We start from the raw sequence: 15560 nt of genomic DNA on the forward strand, positions 1-15560 counted from the left end.
GGCGCCGACTATCCCATAGCCAGGACGGTCGCGGGGTTGGCGACGGTCACCATCATGATCTCGCTCTCGCGCATCCCCATGCGGCGCATCAGCGGGATGGCGCTGTCGAGGATGTGGGTGTAGCCGGGGCCGCCGTAGCGGCGCAGATAGACCTTCTGGCAGATGTCCTGCGCGATCAGCAGGCGCTGGCCGTAGCCGGCCTCGATCAGCCGCCGCAGCCATTCGATCCGGGTACGGTCGTTGGGCCGGCGCGCGTCGGGATTGAAGGCGTAGTAGCTGGACTCCTGGCCGAACAGGTCGAGCTCCAGATAGCAGCCCGTGCCCGCGAGCTCCAGCAGGTCATCGGGGCGCCACAGCGTACGGTCGAGATGGGACATGATCACGCGGGCCGGATCGCCGCCCGCCTCGACGACCGCGCGCATGGCCCGCAGCGGCGCCTCGGGATGGCGTCCGGGATGGATCTGCAGCGGCGCCCCGGTCGACACCTGCGCTTGGCAGGCGGCGCGCAGCACCTTGTCCTCGGCAGGATGCACCGGCCAGCTCAGGCCGATCTCACCGATGAGCCCGGCGCGGACTCCGGTGTCGCCCACGCCGTCGCGCACGTCCGCGACGATCTCCGCGCTGATCGCCGCCACCGAGGCGTCGGCCAGCCCCGCCGGATGGTAGTCGCGGCAGTAGTAGCCGCTGCCCATCACGATGTGCACCCCGCTGGCACGAGAGACCCGGGCCAGCCCGAGCGGGTCGCGGCCGAGCCCCACCGAGGAGGAGTCCACCACCGCGCCGCCGCCGGCCGCGCGGTAGAGGGTCAGCTCCTCGGTGGCGTCCTGCTCGGAGTGCAGCCGCAGGTTGTCCACGTTGAGGACCGTACGCCGGATCCAGTCGTAGTTGTCCAGCCGGACGGGCTCGGTGACCCGGGCGCGCACCGACGCCGGGAGCTCCTTGCCGATGCCGCTCCCGCCGCCGTCTCCGGCCACAGGCTGCAGACCCCAGGGCTGGATGATGGCCGACATGTCGCTCAGGACGTGTTCGTGTGGCTGGGTGTGCCCGAGCGCCGAGGGGTCGACGTCCCCGAGCACGGTACGCACACGACGAGCCGGTAGTGCCGGAAGCTCCGCCATGCGCGTTATTCTATCGATCGTTTGTACAAACAATCAACGCGGCAGGCCGCCACACTGGTCTGGGTCGCACTTCGGTCCGGATCGCTGCCCTGGGCCGCTGGGCTGGGCCGGTGAGTCGCAGGGCCGCTGGGCCGCTGGTCTGGGTCGTGGTGCGGGCGTTAGAGGAAGCTCACGTTCTGGGCGAGGGTCAGCTGGTCGGAGTAGTTGACGGTGCCGGTCGCGCGGCGCATGTAGGCGCGCCAGGAGTCCGAGCCGGACTCGCGCCCGCCGCCGGTCTCCTTCTCGCCGCCGAAGGCTCCGCCGATCTCCGCGCCTGAGGTGCCGATGTTGACGTTGACGATGCCGCAGTCGGAGCCGTCGGCGGCCAGGAACCGCTCGGCCTCCCGCAGGTCCCGGGTGAAGATGCTGGAGGACAGCCCCTGAGGCACGTCGTTGTTCAGGGCGATGGCCTGGCTCAGTGTCCGGTAGGTCTGCACGTACAGGATGGGCGCGAAGGTCTCCTCCCGGACGATGCCCGACTGCGCGCCGCTGCCCGGCTGTGCGTCGATGTCGATGCGGACGATGGCGGGCTCGGCGTAGTAGGCGGCGGGGGCGGCCTCGGCGAGCCGGCGCCCGCCGCCGGTCAGGATCTGGCCGCCCTCGGACCGCGCGGCGCTCAGCGCCCGCCGCATCGCCTCGTGCGCCTGAGCGGAGATGAGCGGCCCGACCAGGGTGGTGTCATCGAACGGGTCGCCGATGGGCAGCTTCGCGTAGGCGGCGGTGAGCCGGTCGATCAGCTCGCCGGCGATGTCGGTGTGCGCGATGAGCCGGCGCAGGGTGGTGCAGCGCTGCCCGGCGGTGCCGGCCGCGGCGAACACGATGGCGGAGGCGGCCAGGTCGAGGTCGGCCGACGGGGTGACCACGGCGGCGTTGTTGCCGCCCAGCTCCAGCAGCGAACGCCCGAAGCGGGCGGCGACCCGCGGCCCGACCTGGCGTCCCATGCGGACCGAGCCGGTGGCGCTGACCAGCGCCACCCGCCGGTCGTCGGCCAGCCGCTCCCCGATGGCGCGCTCGCCGAGCAGCAGCCGGTGCACGTCACGGGGCATGCCGCTCTCGGCCGCCGCCACGGCCAGCAGCCGGTCGCAGGCCAGAGAGGTGAGCGGCGTCAGCTCCGACGGCTTCCACACGACGGTGTCGCCGCAGACCAGCGCTATGGCGGTGTTCCACGCCCACACGGCGGCCGGGAAGTTGAACGCGGAGATCACGCCGACGACGCCCAGCGGGTGCCAGGTCTCCGACAGCCGGTGGCCGGGCCGTTCGGAGGCGATGGTGCGCCCGTACAGCTGGCGCGACAAGCCGACCGCGAACTCGCAGATGTCGATCATCTCCTGGACCTCGCCGAGCGCCTCCGAGCGGATCTTGCCCGCTTCGATGGTGACGAGGTCGGCCAGGTCGTCGCGGTGCTCGCGCAGGAGCTCGGCGAGCCGGCGTACCACCTGGCCGCGGCGGGGGGCGGGCACCGTACGCCATGCCAGGAACGCCTCGTGCGCGGCCCCGATCGCCTCGTCGGCGTCGGCGGGCGTCGCGGCGGTGAGGCCGAGCAGGGTCTCGCCGGTGATCGGCGTACGGGCGTGCAGGTCGTCGCCCTCCTTCAGGGTGACCTCCAGGCGGGCCAGGATGTCGAGGGCGCGCCGGCGCAGGACGCCGGTGGCGGGCAGGGTGGTCGTGGTCATGAACGGCTCTCCGTCGCAGTACGAGGTCGGGCTCGGGGGTCAGGTGATCTCGGGCAGGCCGAGAGCGCGGGCGGCGTCCTCCAGCGAACGCCGCTGCCGGCTCTCGTACAGGGTGAACGGGTCCAGCACCTCGGCCCCGATGGCGCCGGCCAGCCAGTCGCTGTCGTAGTCGGCGGCGGCGCGGCTGTCGTCCCTCAGGCCCTGCCCGGTGAGGTTGGACTGGAAGATCCCGGCCGCCGAGCGGGGCAGGAAGTCCTCGTAGACGATGGGCTCGGCGCGTACCCAGCCGTGGTCGATCAGGTCGGCGAGCCCGCTGCCAGGCCGCCGCCCGTCACGCGGGCGATCCGGCACCGTCCGATAGGTGAAATACGCCAGCCGCTCGATCGCCAGATCCCGCTCCGTCGCGGGAAACTCCCGCTCCCAGAGGGCTGCGCGGTCGGCGGTGTGGGCGTCGGCTCTGACTTGCAGGTCGTCGTAGCGTTCGCGGCCGGTGCGGGTCAGCGCGATTCCGCGCGCCTCCACCTCGCCGAAGCGCACCCGCAGCGATCCCGTGGTGAGGCCGCCGTCAGGCCGGCGCAGCGCGCGCGGCTCGGCCAGGGCGCGAAAGGAGGTCTGGCGCAGCAGTACGTCCGGACCGGACCAGCGCGGCGGTCCCTGGATCTGGTCGATCATGGTGATGCCGCGCTCGGTCATCCGCGCGTACAGCTCGTCGATGTCGAGTACGCGCGGCGTCAGGTGGTTGATGTGGGTGCTGGTCACGCCGCCGATGTCGGCCGCGACCGCCGAGACCCGTTCCAGGGTCTCGTACCAGGCCTGGTCGATCGGCTCCCGGCCCAGCGCGAACGCCTGGACGGCCAGGTGCGTGAAGCGTTCGGCCTGCTCGCGCGGCAGTTCGCGCTCGCGTCCGGCCCGATCGGCCAGCTCCAGCAGCTCCGGCGGGAACAGCCGCCGCGCGGCCAGGAACCGCTCCAGCCGCTGACGCAGATCCGGGTCGAAGAAGCGGGGATCGGCCGGGGTGAGCATCGAGGTGAAGACCCGGAAGGGATCGCCGGCCAGCTCGTCGGCCGCGATGGGACGAAAGGCGGTCGAGACCACGGGCACGGCGCTGGCGGCGGCCTCCCGCAGGTCATAGAACCCGACCGGGCGCATCCCCAGCGCCCCGAAGATCCGCGCGACCTGCCGCAACTCGGCCGGGGTGCCGACGCGGATGGCGCCGTGCCGTTCGGCGGTCACGCGCTCGATGGAGCCCAGCCGCTCGGCGCCGGCTCCCGCCCGCCGCAGCACGCCGTCGTTGACCTTCTGGGAGACCTCCACCAGCGTCCGGTAGGCGGGCACCTCCTGCCCGTACATCTCCGACAGGCGCCGCGCGAACGCCGCGCGCAGCCGCCCTTGAGAGACCATGACCATGCGTTATCTCCTCCAGGTACGGATGGCTTTGTCCACGATGGAGGCGATCCCGGGTGAATCCAAGCCCCAGCAGACCGATAGATTTCCCGCCAAAGCCCAAGCACTGCTTAGGGTGCTCTACTGGCGGCGCGGAGTCGGCATGATCAAACCCCTGCATCTGCTCACCCTGCGAGAGGTGTGCCGGACCGGATCGTTCGCGCTGGCGGCGCGCGAGCTCGGCTACACGGCCTCGGCGGTGTCGCAGCAGATCGCGGCGCTGGAGAAGGACACCGGGCTGGAGCTGTTCGAGCGCGAGGCGCGCGGCGTGCGCACCACCGCGGCGGCGCACCGGCTGGTCGAGCTGAGCCAGCGGGTGCTGGCCACGCTGGAGGATTTCGGCTACGAGGTGCGCGAACTGGCCGCCGGCACCACTGGCCGGCTGCGGCTGGGCAGCTTCCCCACCGCCAGCGTACGGCTGGTGCCGCCCACCCTGTCGGCCTTCACCCGCCGCTACCCCCGCGCGGAGATCCTCCTGGAGGAGGGCGAGCCCGAGGAGCTGATCCCGCGGGTGATCGACGGCGCCCTGGACCTGGCGCTGGTCTATGAGTACGGCCTCACCCCGCGGCAGTGGCCCGACGGCCTGGCCGCCCACCACCTGCTGCGCGAGGACCTGCTCCTGCTACGGCCCCGCGGTCATGCCCTGGGCGCCGAGCTGTCCGAGCTGGCCCAGGAGCGCTGGATCACCAGCCGCGAAGGCACCGGCGGCGCCCTGTCCCTGGCCCGGCTGTGCGCGGCGGCCGGGTTCGTGCCCGCGGTCACCTTCCGCAGCAACAACTACGACGTGGTCCGCCACCTGGTGGCCGCCCGGCTGGGGGTGGCGGTGGTGCCCGCTCTGGGCCATGTTCGCGACGATCGCGTCGTGGCGACGCGACTGGACCTGCCCGCCGCCCACCGCACCGTGGTCGCCCTGCACCGGGAGGCCAACGGCAACCCCCTGCTCGCCGACGCCCTGCAGACCCTGCGGCAGGCGGCCGGGCCGCACTTGAACCAAGACTGAGGCACGAGCGGCTACCAGCGGATGAGCGCGGTCAGCTCCTGTGCGAACGCGGCATCGGCGATGAGCGGGCACTATCCCTGCGGCCCGCTCAGGAGGGCGGCCAGCATGGCGATCTCGCGCTGCCTTGGCGTCAGGCCCGGGACGTTGAGGTCCATCAGCGCGAGCGGGCGGGCGGTTGCGGGAAGGCGGGAGGGGCGGTACGCTCACTTACTTGGCACTTCGAGCCAAAGCTATATACAAGCCTCCCGTTAGGAGTATACCAGCGAATGGCTAATCGTCAAGATGCTCTCGCGGAAGCCCTTGACGTCGAGCAGGGGACCGTGTCCATGCTCTACGGCAGACTCGACGCGGCGCGTGAGCGGGCGCGGACGGTGCTGCGTGAGGTGTACGGCCGAGGCGGCGCGCTGGGGACCCGCCAGGCCAGGCTCGAGCGCGAGGTGAGCGCCTCGGAGCAGGCGCGGCGGCTGGCGCAGCTGGACGGGGTCGAGCGCGGGCTGTGCTTCGGCCGGATCGACGACAGCGGCGGCGAGACCACCTACATCGGCCGGATCGGGCTGCGCGATGAGGAGCACGAGTCGGTGCTGATCGACTGGCGCGCCCCGGCGGCCCGTCCGTTCTACGTGGCCACGGCCAGCGATCCCGGCGCCCTGCTGCGCCGCCGTCACCTGCACACCCGCGAGCGCACGGTGGTGGGCCTGGATGACGAGGTGTTCGACCTGGAGCGGATGAGCGAGGGCGAGCGCCGCACCCTGGTCGGCGAGGCGGCCCTGCTGGCGGCGCTGCGCCGGGGCCGCACGGGACGCATGGGTGACGTGGTGGCCACCATCCAGACCGAGCAGGACCGGGTGATCCGCGCCTCCCTGCAGGGGGCGCTGGTGGTGCAGGGCGGTCCCGGCACCGGCAAGACGGTCGCGGCGCTGCATCGCGCCGCCTACCTCCTCTACACCCACCGCGACACGCTGGAGCGGCGGGGGGTGCTGGTGGTGGGGCCCAACCCGATGTTCCTGCGCTACATCGGCCAGGTGCTGCCGGCCCTGGGCGAGACGCAGGTGGTGATGTCGACGGTGGGGGAGTTGTTCCCCGGGGTGCGCGCGGTCGACGTCGACGAGCCGCAGGCGGCGGTGGTCAAGGGCGACACGCGGATGGCCGAGGTGGTGGCGGCGGCGGTGCGTGAGCGGCAGCGGCTGCCCGAGGGCGATCTGGAGGTGCTGCTGGACGGCCGGGTGCTGCGGGTGCCGCGCGCGGTGTGCGTGGCGTTGCGCGAGCGGGCGCGGGCGGTGCGGTTGCCGCACAACATGGCGCGCAAGCTGTTCGTCACCGAAGTGCTGAAGGAGCTGGCGCGGGCCGAGGCGCGGGCGGTGGAGGAGGCGCTGCGGCTGGCGGAGATGGAGTTCGAGGATCCGGAGCTGGCCGAGCCGCTGGATCTGGAGCGCGATCTGGACGAGGTCGATCTCGCGCTGGCTTCCGCGCGGCTGTGGCAGGAGCCTGCGATATACCAGGCGGTGGAGGGGTTGTGGCCGGAGCTGACGCCGCAGCGCCTGATCGGGGAGCTGCTGGCCTCCCCGGAGACGCTGTGGCAGGTCTCGCCTCCGGGGCTGGAGTGGCGGGCGCTGGTCCGGCCGGCGGACTCGCCATGGACGGTCGGCGACGTTCCGCTGCTGGATGAGGCGGCCGAGCTGCTGGGCGAGGACGACTCGGCCGACCGGTCGGCCTCGCGGCAGGCCGAGGGCGAGTGGGAGGAGCAGGAGCGCTACGCCCAGGAAGTGCTGGTGACCACCGGTCTGCTGGAGGAAGGCATCTTCGACCGGGCCGACGTCCTGGCCGATCGCCACGCCGACACCGGCCTGGACCTGAGCACCGCCGAGCGGGCCGCGGCCGACCGCCAGTGGGCCTACGGTCATGTGATCGTGGACGAGGCGCAGGAGTTGTCGGCGATGGCGTGGCGGATGGTCATGCGCCGGGTTCCGGCCCGCTCGCTGACGGTGGTGGGCGACATCGCCCAGACGGGTTCGGCGGCGGGCGCGCGCTCGTGGGGCGAGGTGCTGGATCCTTATCTGCGTGGCCGCTGGCGGGAGGAGCGGCTGCTGGTCAACTACCGGACGCCGGCGGAGATCATGCGGGTCGCGGCCGACGTCCTGCGTGTGGTCGATCCGTCCCAGAGTGTGCCGGAGTCGGTCAGGGACGGCGAGGCCGAGCCCCGCGCGGTCCGTACGGGCCTGGCCGGGCTGCCCGCGCTGGTGGCCGAGGAGCTGGCGCTGATCGGTGAGGGCCGCCTGGCCGTCCTCACCCCGGACGCCGCTCATGCGCGGGTGGCGGCGCTGCTGCCGGGCGGCGGCGACCTGGAGGCGCCGGTGGTGGTGCTGACGGTGACCCAGTGCAAGGGGCTGGAGTTCGACGCCGTCATCGTGGTGGAGCCGGCGGCCATCATGGCGCAGTCGCCGATGGGCGGCCAGGACCTCTACGTGGCGGTGACCAGGGCCACCCGCCGCCTGACGATCACCCACGAGAACGACCTGCCGCCGGTCTTGTCCCACATGTCCAAAAAATCTACATTGTAAAGGCGTTCGGGTGAGGCAAAAACCCAAACACATAATCGAATAAATGCCCTCATTTAGGCCCAGGGGGCTTACGGAGGGTTACGGGTAGAGCTGGTCGGCGACCTCGCGGACGCGGGTGGTCACCTGCAGCAGGCAGCGCAGGGTCTCGGTGTCGAGGTGGTCCATGATGCGCCGGTAGTGCTCCAGGCCGACGTCGTTGATCTCGGCCAGGAGTTCGGCGCCCGCGTCCGTCAGCTCGACCCGGCGCACGCGCCGATCGTGGGGGTCCTCGCGCCGGCTGACCAGCCCATGGCTGACCAGCCGGTCGACGATGCCGGTCACGGTGCCCAGGCCGACGCCGAGGTCGTGGGCGAGCTCCTGCCCGGAGGCCGAGCCGGTGTGGGACAGCAGCATGACGACCTTGAGTTGCCGCATGGTGAGGTTGGAGGTGAATAAGGCGGACTGGGTCTGGCTGAGGGCCCGCCCGAGGCCGCGCTGGGTCTCGGTGATCCGGCGGATCAGGTCTTCGCGTTCGTTGTCCACACTCACCTCTCGCTTCCTGAGAAGGTTATCAGGAAAGCCAAGGCAGCTTAAATATTCGTACAAGGCGAAGTGTTAGTCTGGGGCGAAATCTGAAGGGACGCTCATGACCGCATTCGCCCGGTTGAGTCTTGCCAACCGCAGCCTCGTGATCTTACTGTCGATCGTGATCACCGCGTTCGGCGCGTTCACGATCCCGCAGCTCAAGCAGCAGTTGCTGCCGTCGCTGTCGTTCCCCGGCGCGTTCGTGATCGCCTCCTATCCCGGGGCTTCGCCCGAGATCGTGGAAGACCAGGTGACCAAGCCGCTGGAGGACTCCTTCCAGGGGATTGACGGCATGGAGCAGATGACCTCCACCTCCAAGGAGGGCATGACCCAGGTCCAGGTGGCCTTCGCCTTCGGCACCGACATCGAGGCGTCGATCAGCAAGATGCAGCAGGCGGTCAGCCGGGTGCAGCCGCAGTTGCCCGCCGGTGTGGAACCCCAGGTGGTCGCGGGTAACACCGATGACATTCCGGTGCTGGTGCTGGCGGTGGGCGACGGCGGCGATGAGCGGGCGATGGCCGACAAGCTGCGCCAGATCATGGTGCCGGAGCTGCAGGCCGTGCAGGGGGTACGGGAGGCGACGGTCACCGGCACCCGTGACGAGGTCGTCACGATCAAGCCGGACCTGAAGAAGATGGCGCTGGCCGGGGTGTCGGCGGCGCAGATCCCGGACGTGCTCAAGGCCAACGGGACGCCGATCCCGGCGGGCACGCTCAACTCCGGCACCTCCTCACTCACGGTGCAGGTGGGCGAGCGCGTCGATTCGATCGACAAGCTGAAGGACCTGTACCTGACTCCGGCCCAGCCGCAGGCCACCCCGGCCCAGGCCCAGCCGCAGGCGCAGGCGCAGCAGGGCCGGCCGGGCGGGCAGCAGCAGCCGGGCGGCCGACCGGCGCAGACGACCGCGCTCGCCCAGCCCAAGCCGCTCAAGCCGGTGAAGCTGGGTTCGGTGGCCGACATCACCCGCGGCCTGGCCGAGGCGACGACGATCACCCGTACCGACGGCCGGACCAGCCTGGGCGTGTCGGTGACGATGATGCCCGACGGCAACGCGGTGTCGATCTCCAACGCCATCCGCGAGAAGCTGCCCGACCTGGGCCGCTCGCTGGGCGACTCGTCGGAGACCGCCGTGGAGGTGGTCTTCGACCAGGCCCCTTACGTTCAGGAGTCGATCGAGAGCCTGACCACCGAGGGCCTGCTGGGCCTGGCGTTCGCGGTGCTGGTCATCTTGGTGTTCCTGCTGTCGGTGCGCTCGACGCTGGTGACGGCGGTCTCGATCCCGCTGTCGGTGGTGATCGCGCTGATCGCGTTGTGGGCGGGCGACTATTCGCTGAACATGCTGACCCTCGGCGCGCTGACGATCGCGGTCGGCCGGGTGGTCGACGACTCGATCGTGGTGCTGGAGAACATCAAGCGCCACCTCGGCTACGGCGAGGCGAAACTGTCGGCGATCTTGTCGGCGGTACGCGAGGTGTCGGGTGCGGTGACGGCCTCGACGCTGACGACGGTGGCGGTGTTCGCGCCGATCGCGGTGGTCGGCGGCATGGTGGGTGAGCTGTTCGGCCCGTTCGCGGTCACGGTGGCGGTGGCGTTGCTGGCCTCGCTGGTGGTGTCGCTGACGGTGGTGCCGGTGATGGCGTACTGGTTCCTCAAGGCGCCGGTGCTGACGCCGGAGGAGGCGCGGGCGCAGCGGGAGGCGGCCGAGGCCAAGGAGCTGCGCAGCCCGCTGCAGCGCGCCTATCTGCCGGTGCTGCGCTTCGCGACGCGCTTCAAGCTGGTGACGATCCTGATCGGCCTGGCGGTGATGGTCGGCACGCTGGGACTGGCGGGCAGGCTGCAGACCAACTTCCTGGACTCGGCCGGCCAGAACACGATCTCGGTGTCGCAGAAGATGCCCGTGGGCACGGACCTGGCCACCACGGACGCGGCCGCCAAGAAGGTGGAGGGCCTCCTGGCCGGCCTGGACGGCGTGGAGACCTACCAGGTGAACGTCGGCGGCGGCAACGCGATGCGCGGCGGCGCCGGTGGCGGCGCGGATCGCGCGTCCTACTCGCTGACACTGAAGGACGGCGCCGACACCCCGGCGGTGGAGCAGGCGCTGCGCGACAAGCTGAGCGGCCTGTCGGGCATCGGTGAGGTGACGGTCGGCGGATCGGGCGGCGGCGGCTTCTCCTCCGACTCCATCGACGTGATCGTGCAGGCGGCCGACGCCGAGACGCTGCGGACCGCGGCCGACGCCGTCAAGACGGCGATGGGCCAGGTCTCGGGCCTGCGTGATGTGTCGTCGAACCTGGAGGCCAGCGCCCCGCGCGTCGAGGTACGGGTCGACAAGGAGAAGGCGGCCGCCAAGGGGCTGTCGGAGGCGCAGATCGGCCAGTCGGTGGCGCAGGCCTTCCGCGGCGCGCCGCTGGGCCAGCTGACGCTGGACGGGCGGGCCAGTGACCTGGTGCTGCGCGTGGGTGAGGCGCCCGAGGACGTCAAGGAGATCGAGAAGCTGAAGCTGGCCACGGCGACGGGCCTGGTGAAGCTGTCGTCGGTGGCGGATGTCGAGCGGGTGGCCGGGCCGACGCAGGTGACCCGGATCGACGGTGAGCGCTCGGCGACGGTGTCGGCCAAGGCGACGGGTTCGGACCTGGGCAGCGTGACGCAGGCGCTGACGACCAAGCTGAACGGCGTGACGCTCGCCTCGGGCGCCTCCTACGAGATCGGCGGCGCGTCGGCGGACCAGCAGGACGCGTTCGCGGATCTGGGGCTGGCGATGCTGGCGGCCATCGCGATCGTGTTCATGATCATGGTGGCGACGTTCCGCAGCTTCGTGCAGCCGCTGATCTTGCTGGTGTCGATTCCGTTCGCCGCGACGGGCGCGGTCGGGCTGCTGGTGGCCACCGACACGGCCATGGGCGTGCCGGCGCTGATCGGCATGCTGATGCTGATCGGGATCGTGGTGACCAACGCGATCGTGCTGATCGACCTGATCAACCAGTACCGCGCTCAGGGGCTGGGGATCGTGGAGGCGGTGATCGAGGGCGGCCGGCGCAGGCTGCGGCCGATCCTGATGACGGCGGTGGCCACGATCTGCGCGCTGACGCCGATGGCGCTGGGTGTGACGGGGCAGGGCGGGTTCATCTCCCAGCCGCTGGCGGTCGTGGTCATTGGCGGCCTGATCACCTCGACCCTGCTGACGCTCGTGCTGGTTCCGACCCTCTACACGATGGTGGAGCGGGCCAAGGAGCGGCTGCGCCGCAAGCCGGCCGAGCCGAAGAAGGAAGAGGCGAAGGTTTTGGCTGCGACCCCGTAAAGCAAGAGGGGTGCTCCGCCCGTACGGCCTGGTGCCGTGCGGGCGGAGCTGTGTGAATAGACTTGTCCGACGTGACTTCCAAGCCGCGTATCCCCGATGTCCTGGCCGCTCGTTATGCCTCCCCGGAGCTGGCCCGGTTGTGGTCCCCCGAGTACAAGGTCGTCGCCGAGCGGCGGCTGTGGCTGGCGGTGCTGCGGGCGCAGGCGGAGCTCGGGGTCACCGTCCCGGACAGTGCGGTCGCCGACTACGAGAAAGTGGTCGAGCAGGTCGATCTGGCCTCCATCGCCGCGCGGGAGCGGGTGACGCGCCACGACGTGAAGGCGCGCATCGAGGAGTTCAACGCGCTGGCCGGGCACGAGCAGGTGCACAAGGGCATGACCTCGCGCGACCTGACCGAGAACGTCGAGCAGCTGCAGATACGCGACAGCCTCCTGCTGGTACGTGACCGGGTGGTGGCGTTGCTGGCCCGGCTGGCGCGGCTGGCCGAGGAGCATGAGGCGACGGTGGTGGCGGGCCGTTCGCACAACGTGGCGGCGCAGGCCACCACGCTGGGCAAGCGGTTCGCCTCGGCGGCCGATGAGCTGCTGGTGGCCTTCGGCCGGCTGCAGGAGCTGATCGCCCGCTACCCGCTGCGGGGCATCAAGGGGCCGGTGGGCACCGCCCAGGACATGCTGGACCTGCTGGACGGCGACCGCGCGAAGCTGGCGGAGCTGGAGGGGCGGGTGGCCGCGCACCTGGGGTTCGAGCGGCGTTTCACCAGCGTGGGCCAGGTGTACCCGCGCTCGCTGGACTTCGAGGTCGTCTCGGCCCTGGTACAGCTGGCGGCCTCGCCGTCGTCGCTGGCCAAGACGATCCGGCTGATGGCCGGGCACGAGCTGGTGACGGAGGGGTTCAAGGAGGGGCAGGTCGGCTCGTCGGCGATGCCGCACAAGATGAACACCCGCTCCTGCGAACGGGTGAACGGCCTGACGGTGGTGCTGCGCGGTTACGCCTCGATGGTGGCCGAGCTGGCCGGCGATCAGTGGAACGAGGGCGATGTGTCGTGCTCGGTGGTACGCCGGGTGGCGCTGCCGGACGCCTTCTTCGCCTTCGACGGGCTGGTGGAGACGATGCTGACGGTCCTGGACGAGTTCGGCGCCTTCCCTGCGGTGATCTCGGCGGAGCTGGACCGCTACCTGCCGTTCCTGGCCACGACGAAGATGCTCATGGCGGCGGTCCGCGCCGGGGTGGGCCGGGAGCGGGCACACGAGCTGATCAAGGAGCACGCGGTGGCTTCGGCGCTGGCGATGCGCTCGCGCGGCGCGGCCAACGAGCTGCTGGACCGGCTGGCGGCCGATGAGCGTTTCCCGCTGGAGCGTGAGGCTTTGGCGGCGCTGCTGGCCGACCGGGTGTCGTTCACCGGGGCGGCGGCCGAGCAGGTGGCGGCGGTGTCGCGGTCGGTGGGCGAGATCGTGGCGGCCCATCCGGAGGCGGCGGCCTACCAGCCGGGCTCGATTCTGTGATCGTTGAGCTGTCGCGGCTGGATGAGGTGCGCTCGGCGTGCGGGGACGACGACCTGCTGATGTGGGCGGCGCAGGGGTTGTCGGATGGCGTGCGGGTGTGGGCGGCGGGTGACGGGGTGGTGGCGGCCTCGCCGGGCCTGTCGCGCCGGGACCGGCTGGCGGTGTGGGGCGGCGCGGCATGCGCGACGCGGCTGGTACGGCACGCGCTGGGCGAGATGGGGCCCTCCTATCGGCCGGTGGGAGGCCGCCCTGATGGCAGAGGTGACGGCGAGGCTGGCCGTGCTGGAGGTGGCGGGCACGTTCTGGTGGATGAGCGTCTTCGGTTCCCTGTGTTTACCTAGGTAAAGCGGACATCGGCGTAGTCTCGTCGCGCCCGACCGGGGCCGGGAAGTGATCTGGTGGAAGCCGATGCCGCGTCCGTCCGGCGAGCCGGGTGGACCGTGGTTGAGAACCGCGTTGTCGGGGCCTGACTGCGCGCTCCTGGAGGAAGTGCGCCTCTTGGGCCGCCGCCCCGCCGGACGCTGTCCCGTTGGTGCGGACACCAACGGGGGCGGGGACCGAGCGCCAGTCAGGCACCCGGATGTGACAGGAAATTACCTCACGATTACCATCCGTCGCAACCAAGCGAGCCAGAGAAATCCAACCAAGCGAGCCAGAGAAATCCAATGGGTTTCGGGCGAGATGGCTGCGGCGCGGGGCCGGGCGGCGCTGATGGTGGATGATGACAACCGGGCGGCGATCGGGGTGTACGAGCGGATCGGCTATCGGCGCCGCGCGCTCATGGCCTCGCAGGTGGTGTAGAGCGGGCCTACCGAGAGGGGCCGCTGCCGTTACGGGGATAGCGGGTTTGTGCGCCTTTATGGGCGGGCGTGGCGGAGCAGTTCGGTGAGCAGGGGGCGCAGGGCGGCGGGCACCTCGGACTCGGTCAGCTCGGTCACCTGGTCACCGGTGGGCCGGTGGACCGTCAGCCGGTAGCGGGGCTGGGAGGAGCCGGACGGCTCGGCGGCCGCGCCGGAGCCGAGGCTCCGCAGCAGGTCGTCGACGGACTTCTCCAGGTCGGTGTCGAGGGTGGCGGTGCGGCGCAGGCCGGTGAAGCCGCCGCTGGTTTCGAGCGTGACACGCATGGGCGTCCTTCCGGCTGGCTGTTCACCCCACGGTACGGGGCTGCGCACGGATCCGGGACGGGGCTTGCCGCGCAACCCCCGCGGCAAGCCTTGTCGCCGGACCCGTGCGCAAGGGGTTACCAGAATCCCTGCTGCCTGGCGGCGCCGCGGACGGTCTGGGGCGACTGGCGGGGGACCAGCCCGGCGCGGGCCAGGATGCGGGCCTGGGCGACGGCGACGGCGGCGGCGTCGGCGAACTTGGCGTTGGGCCACAGGTTCTGCAGCGTCTGGTACATGATCACGGTCGCGGCGTCGAGGCCGAGGTCCTGGCTGATGAGGTAGAACCAGCGGTTGGTGATGCCGGACATGATGTGCGGGTCGGCGGGTTCGAAGTAGCCGGACATGTCGCGAGGTTGCGGGTCGCGGCCCATCAGGGGGTTGTCGAAGGCGGTGCCGGGTTCGGCCATGTTGCGCAGCGCCTCGCCGTACAGGTCGTCGGCCATGATCTCATCACCGATGAGCCAGTTGTGGGTGTGGGCGTCCTGGCCGCCCGCGTAGGCGTCGATGGCGGTGCCGAGCATGTCGCTGAAGGACTCGTTCAGGGCGCCGCTCTGGTCGTTGGTGTAGTTGAGGTTGGCGCTGAACTGGGTGACGCCGTGGGTGAGCTCGTGGGCGCACACGTCCATGCTGGCGGTCAGGTCCTTGAAGACCTGGCCGCTGCCGTTGCCGAACACCATGCGCAGGCCGGAGTCGTCCCAGAAGGCGTTGTCGAAGGCGAGGCCGAAGTTGACGTTGGCGACGAGGTTGAGCCCGGCGTTGTCGATGGACTCGCGGCCGAGCCGGTCCTTGTAGTAGGCGCGTACCGCGCCGAGCTGGTCGTAGGCGTCGTTGGCGTTCTGGGCGGCGACGGCGGGGTCTCCTTCACCGCGGATGAAGGTGACGTCGAAGGTCCACTGGTTGAGGTCGTCGTAGACGAGACGTCCGCCGGTGCCGGGTTTGGGGACGGTCAGCCCAGGCGGGACGCTTTCGGGTTCGGCGGTCAGGCGCTGCTGGGCCAGGGGGAGGGCTTCGGTGCTGCGCCGGCCGCGGCGGAACTGCGCGGAGACGACGGCCGAGCGCTGGGCGGGTGAGGGTTCGGCGCTCTGCTGTGCCTGGACCTTGGCGATGTGGTCGAGGACGTGGGGCGGGACGAAGGAGCAGCGATATGCCATGGCTGAGCCCTTTTGGCGGGAACGGATTCTGACGTTTCCACGTAAGCGGGG

Annotated in this window: 11 protein-coding genes; 5 read left to right on the forward strand and 6 right to left on the reverse strand. The window is 71.0% G+C overall.

Translation table 11 applies throughout. The features are described 5' to 3' along the window. Nucleotides 1-8: 8 nt before the first annotated feature. The 3 genes from ACIBO2_RS31610 to ACIBO2_RS31620 form a co-directional block, all read right to left on the reverse strand. Nucleotides 9-1118: a hypothetical protein gene (locus ACIBO2_RS31610; protein WP_358549487.1), complete on the reverse strand. Its 1110-nt coding sequence runs from the start codon at nucleotides 1116-1118 to the stop codon at nucleotides 9-11. A gap of 158 nt (nucleotides 1119-1276) precedes the next feature. After that, nucleotides 1277-2830 (reverse strand): aldehyde dehydrogenase family protein, encoded by a 1554-nt coding sequence (locus ACIBO2_RS31615; protein ID WP_397301526.1) that lies wholly within the window; start codon nucleotides 2828-2830, stop codon nucleotides 1277-1279. Between the two features lie 39 nt (nucleotides 2831-2869). Beyond that, the gene (locus tag ACIBO2_RS31620; protein WP_397301529.1) at nucleotides 2870-4237 is read right to left on the reverse strand and encodes a 2-oxoadipate dioxygenase/decarboxylase family protein; all 1368 of its coding nucleotides are present in this window, start codon (nucleotides 4235-4237) and stop codon (nucleotides 2870-2872) included. A 139-nt stretch (nucleotides 4238-4376) separates the two neighbouring features. Between ACIBO2_RS31620 and ACIBO2_RS31625 the strand changes: the two genes are divergently transcribed. Then, a complete protein-coding gene (locus ACIBO2_RS31625) occupies nucleotides 4377-5273 on the forward strand; it encodes a LysR family transcriptional regulator (RefSeq protein WP_397301532.1) in 897 nt (298 codons plus the stop codon). Between the two features lie 266 nt (nucleotides 5274-5539). Beyond that, nucleotides 5540-7831 carry a HelD family protein gene (locus ACIBO2_RS31630; protein WP_397301535.1) on the forward strand — a complete coding sequence of 764 codons (2292 nt, stop codon included), beginning with the start codon at nucleotides 5540-5542 and terminating at the stop codon, nucleotides 7829-7831. A 78-nt stretch (nucleotides 7832-7909) separates the two neighbouring features. Here ACIBO2_RS31630 and ACIBO2_RS31635 read toward each other — a convergent pair whose 3' ends face one another. Continuing rightward, complete coding sequence (locus tag ACIBO2_RS31635) at nucleotides 7910-8359, reverse strand: MarR family transcriptional regulator (protein WP_358549501.1); 450 nt, start codon at nucleotides 8357-8359, stop codon at nucleotides 7910-7912. A gap of 97 nt (nucleotides 8360-8456) precedes the next feature. Here ACIBO2_RS31635 and ACIBO2_RS31640 point away from each other — a divergent pair, with 97 nt between their 5' ends. From ACIBO2_RS31640 to ACIBO2_RS31650, 3 genes are all read left to right on the forward strand, one after another. Next, nucleotides 8457-11693, forward strand: a complete 3237-nt coding sequence (locus ACIBO2_RS31640) for an efflux RND transporter permease subunit (protein ID WP_358549504.1) — start codon at nucleotides 8457-8459, stop codon at nucleotides 11691-11693. A gap of 71 nt (nucleotides 11694-11764) precedes the next feature. After that, the gene (gene purB, locus ACIBO2_RS31645) at nucleotides 11765-13195 is read left to right on the forward strand and encodes an adenylosuccinate lyase (RefSeq protein ID WP_397301539.1); all 1431 of its coding nucleotides are present in this window, start codon (nucleotides 11765-11767) and stop codon (nucleotides 13193-13195) included. Then, entirely contained in the window at nucleotides 13192-13536 is a 345-nt protein-coding gene (locus ACIBO2_RS31650; RefSeq protein WP_358549510.1) for a hypothetical protein, read from the forward strand. The genes purB and ACIBO2_RS31650 overlap by 4 nt, the downstream gene beginning before the upstream one ends. Nucleotides 13537-14052: 516 nt before the next feature. On the opposite strand, the gene ACIBO2_RS31655 is transcribed toward ACIBO2_RS31650, so the two are convergent. Together ACIBO2_RS31655 and ACIBO2_RS31660 are read right to left on the reverse strand one after the other, a co-directional pair. Next, nucleotides 14053-14319 carry a protealysin inhibitor emfourin gene (locus tag ACIBO2_RS31655; RefSeq protein ID WP_358549513.1) on the reverse strand — a complete coding sequence of 89 codons (267 nt, stop codon included), beginning with the start codon at nucleotides 14317-14319 and terminating at the stop codon, nucleotides 14053-14055. Between the two features lie 116 nt (nucleotides 14320-14435). Next, a complete protein-coding gene (locus tag ACIBO2_RS31660; protein WP_358549516.1) occupies nucleotides 14436-15509 on the reverse strand; it encodes a M4 family metallopeptidase in 1074 nt (357 codons plus the stop codon). Between the last annotated feature and the right edge of the window lie 51 nt (nucleotides 15510-15560).

It is taken from the genome of Nonomuraea sp. NPDC050022, assembly GCF_044460705.1.
In the GTDB taxonomy this organism is placed as follows: Bacteria; Actinomycetota; Actinomycetes; order Streptosporangiales; family Streptosporangiaceae; genus Nonomuraea.

Bases quoted from the DNA above. Each gene is read 5' to 3' on its own strand.
- ACIBO2_RS31610 (WP_358549487.1), bottom strand. From the start codon at position 1,118: ATGGCGGAGCTTCCGGCACTACCGGCTCGTCGTGTGCGTACCGTGCTC.
- ACIBO2_RS31615 (WP_397301526.1), bottom strand. From the start codon at position 2,830: ATGACCACGACCACCCTGCCCGCCACCGGCGTCCTGCGCCGGCGCGCC.
- ACIBO2_RS31620 (WP_397301529.1), bottom strand. From the start codon at position 4,237: ATGGTCATGGTCTCTCAAGGGCGGCTGCGCGCGGCGTTCGCGCGGCGC.
- ACIBO2_RS31625 (WP_397301532.1), top strand. From the start codon at position 4,377: ATGATCAAACCCCTGCATCTGCTCACCCTGCGAGAGGTGTGCCGGACC.
- ACIBO2_RS31630 (WP_397301535.1), top strand. From the start codon at position 5,540: ATGGCTAATCGTCAAGATGCTCTCGCGGAAGCCCTTGACGTCGAGCAG.
- ACIBO2_RS31640 (WP_358549504.1), top strand. From the start codon at position 8,457: ATGACCGCATTCGCCCGGTTGAGTCTTGCCAACCGCAGCCTCGTGATC.
- ACIBO2_RS31655 (WP_358549513.1), bottom strand. From the start codon at position 14,319: ATGCGTGTCACGCTCGAAACCAGCGGCGGCTTCACCGGCCTGCGCCGC.
- ACIBO2_RS31660 (WP_358549516.1), bottom strand. From the start codon at position 15,509: ATGGCATATCGCTGCTCCTTCGTCCCGCCCCACGTCCTCGACCACATC.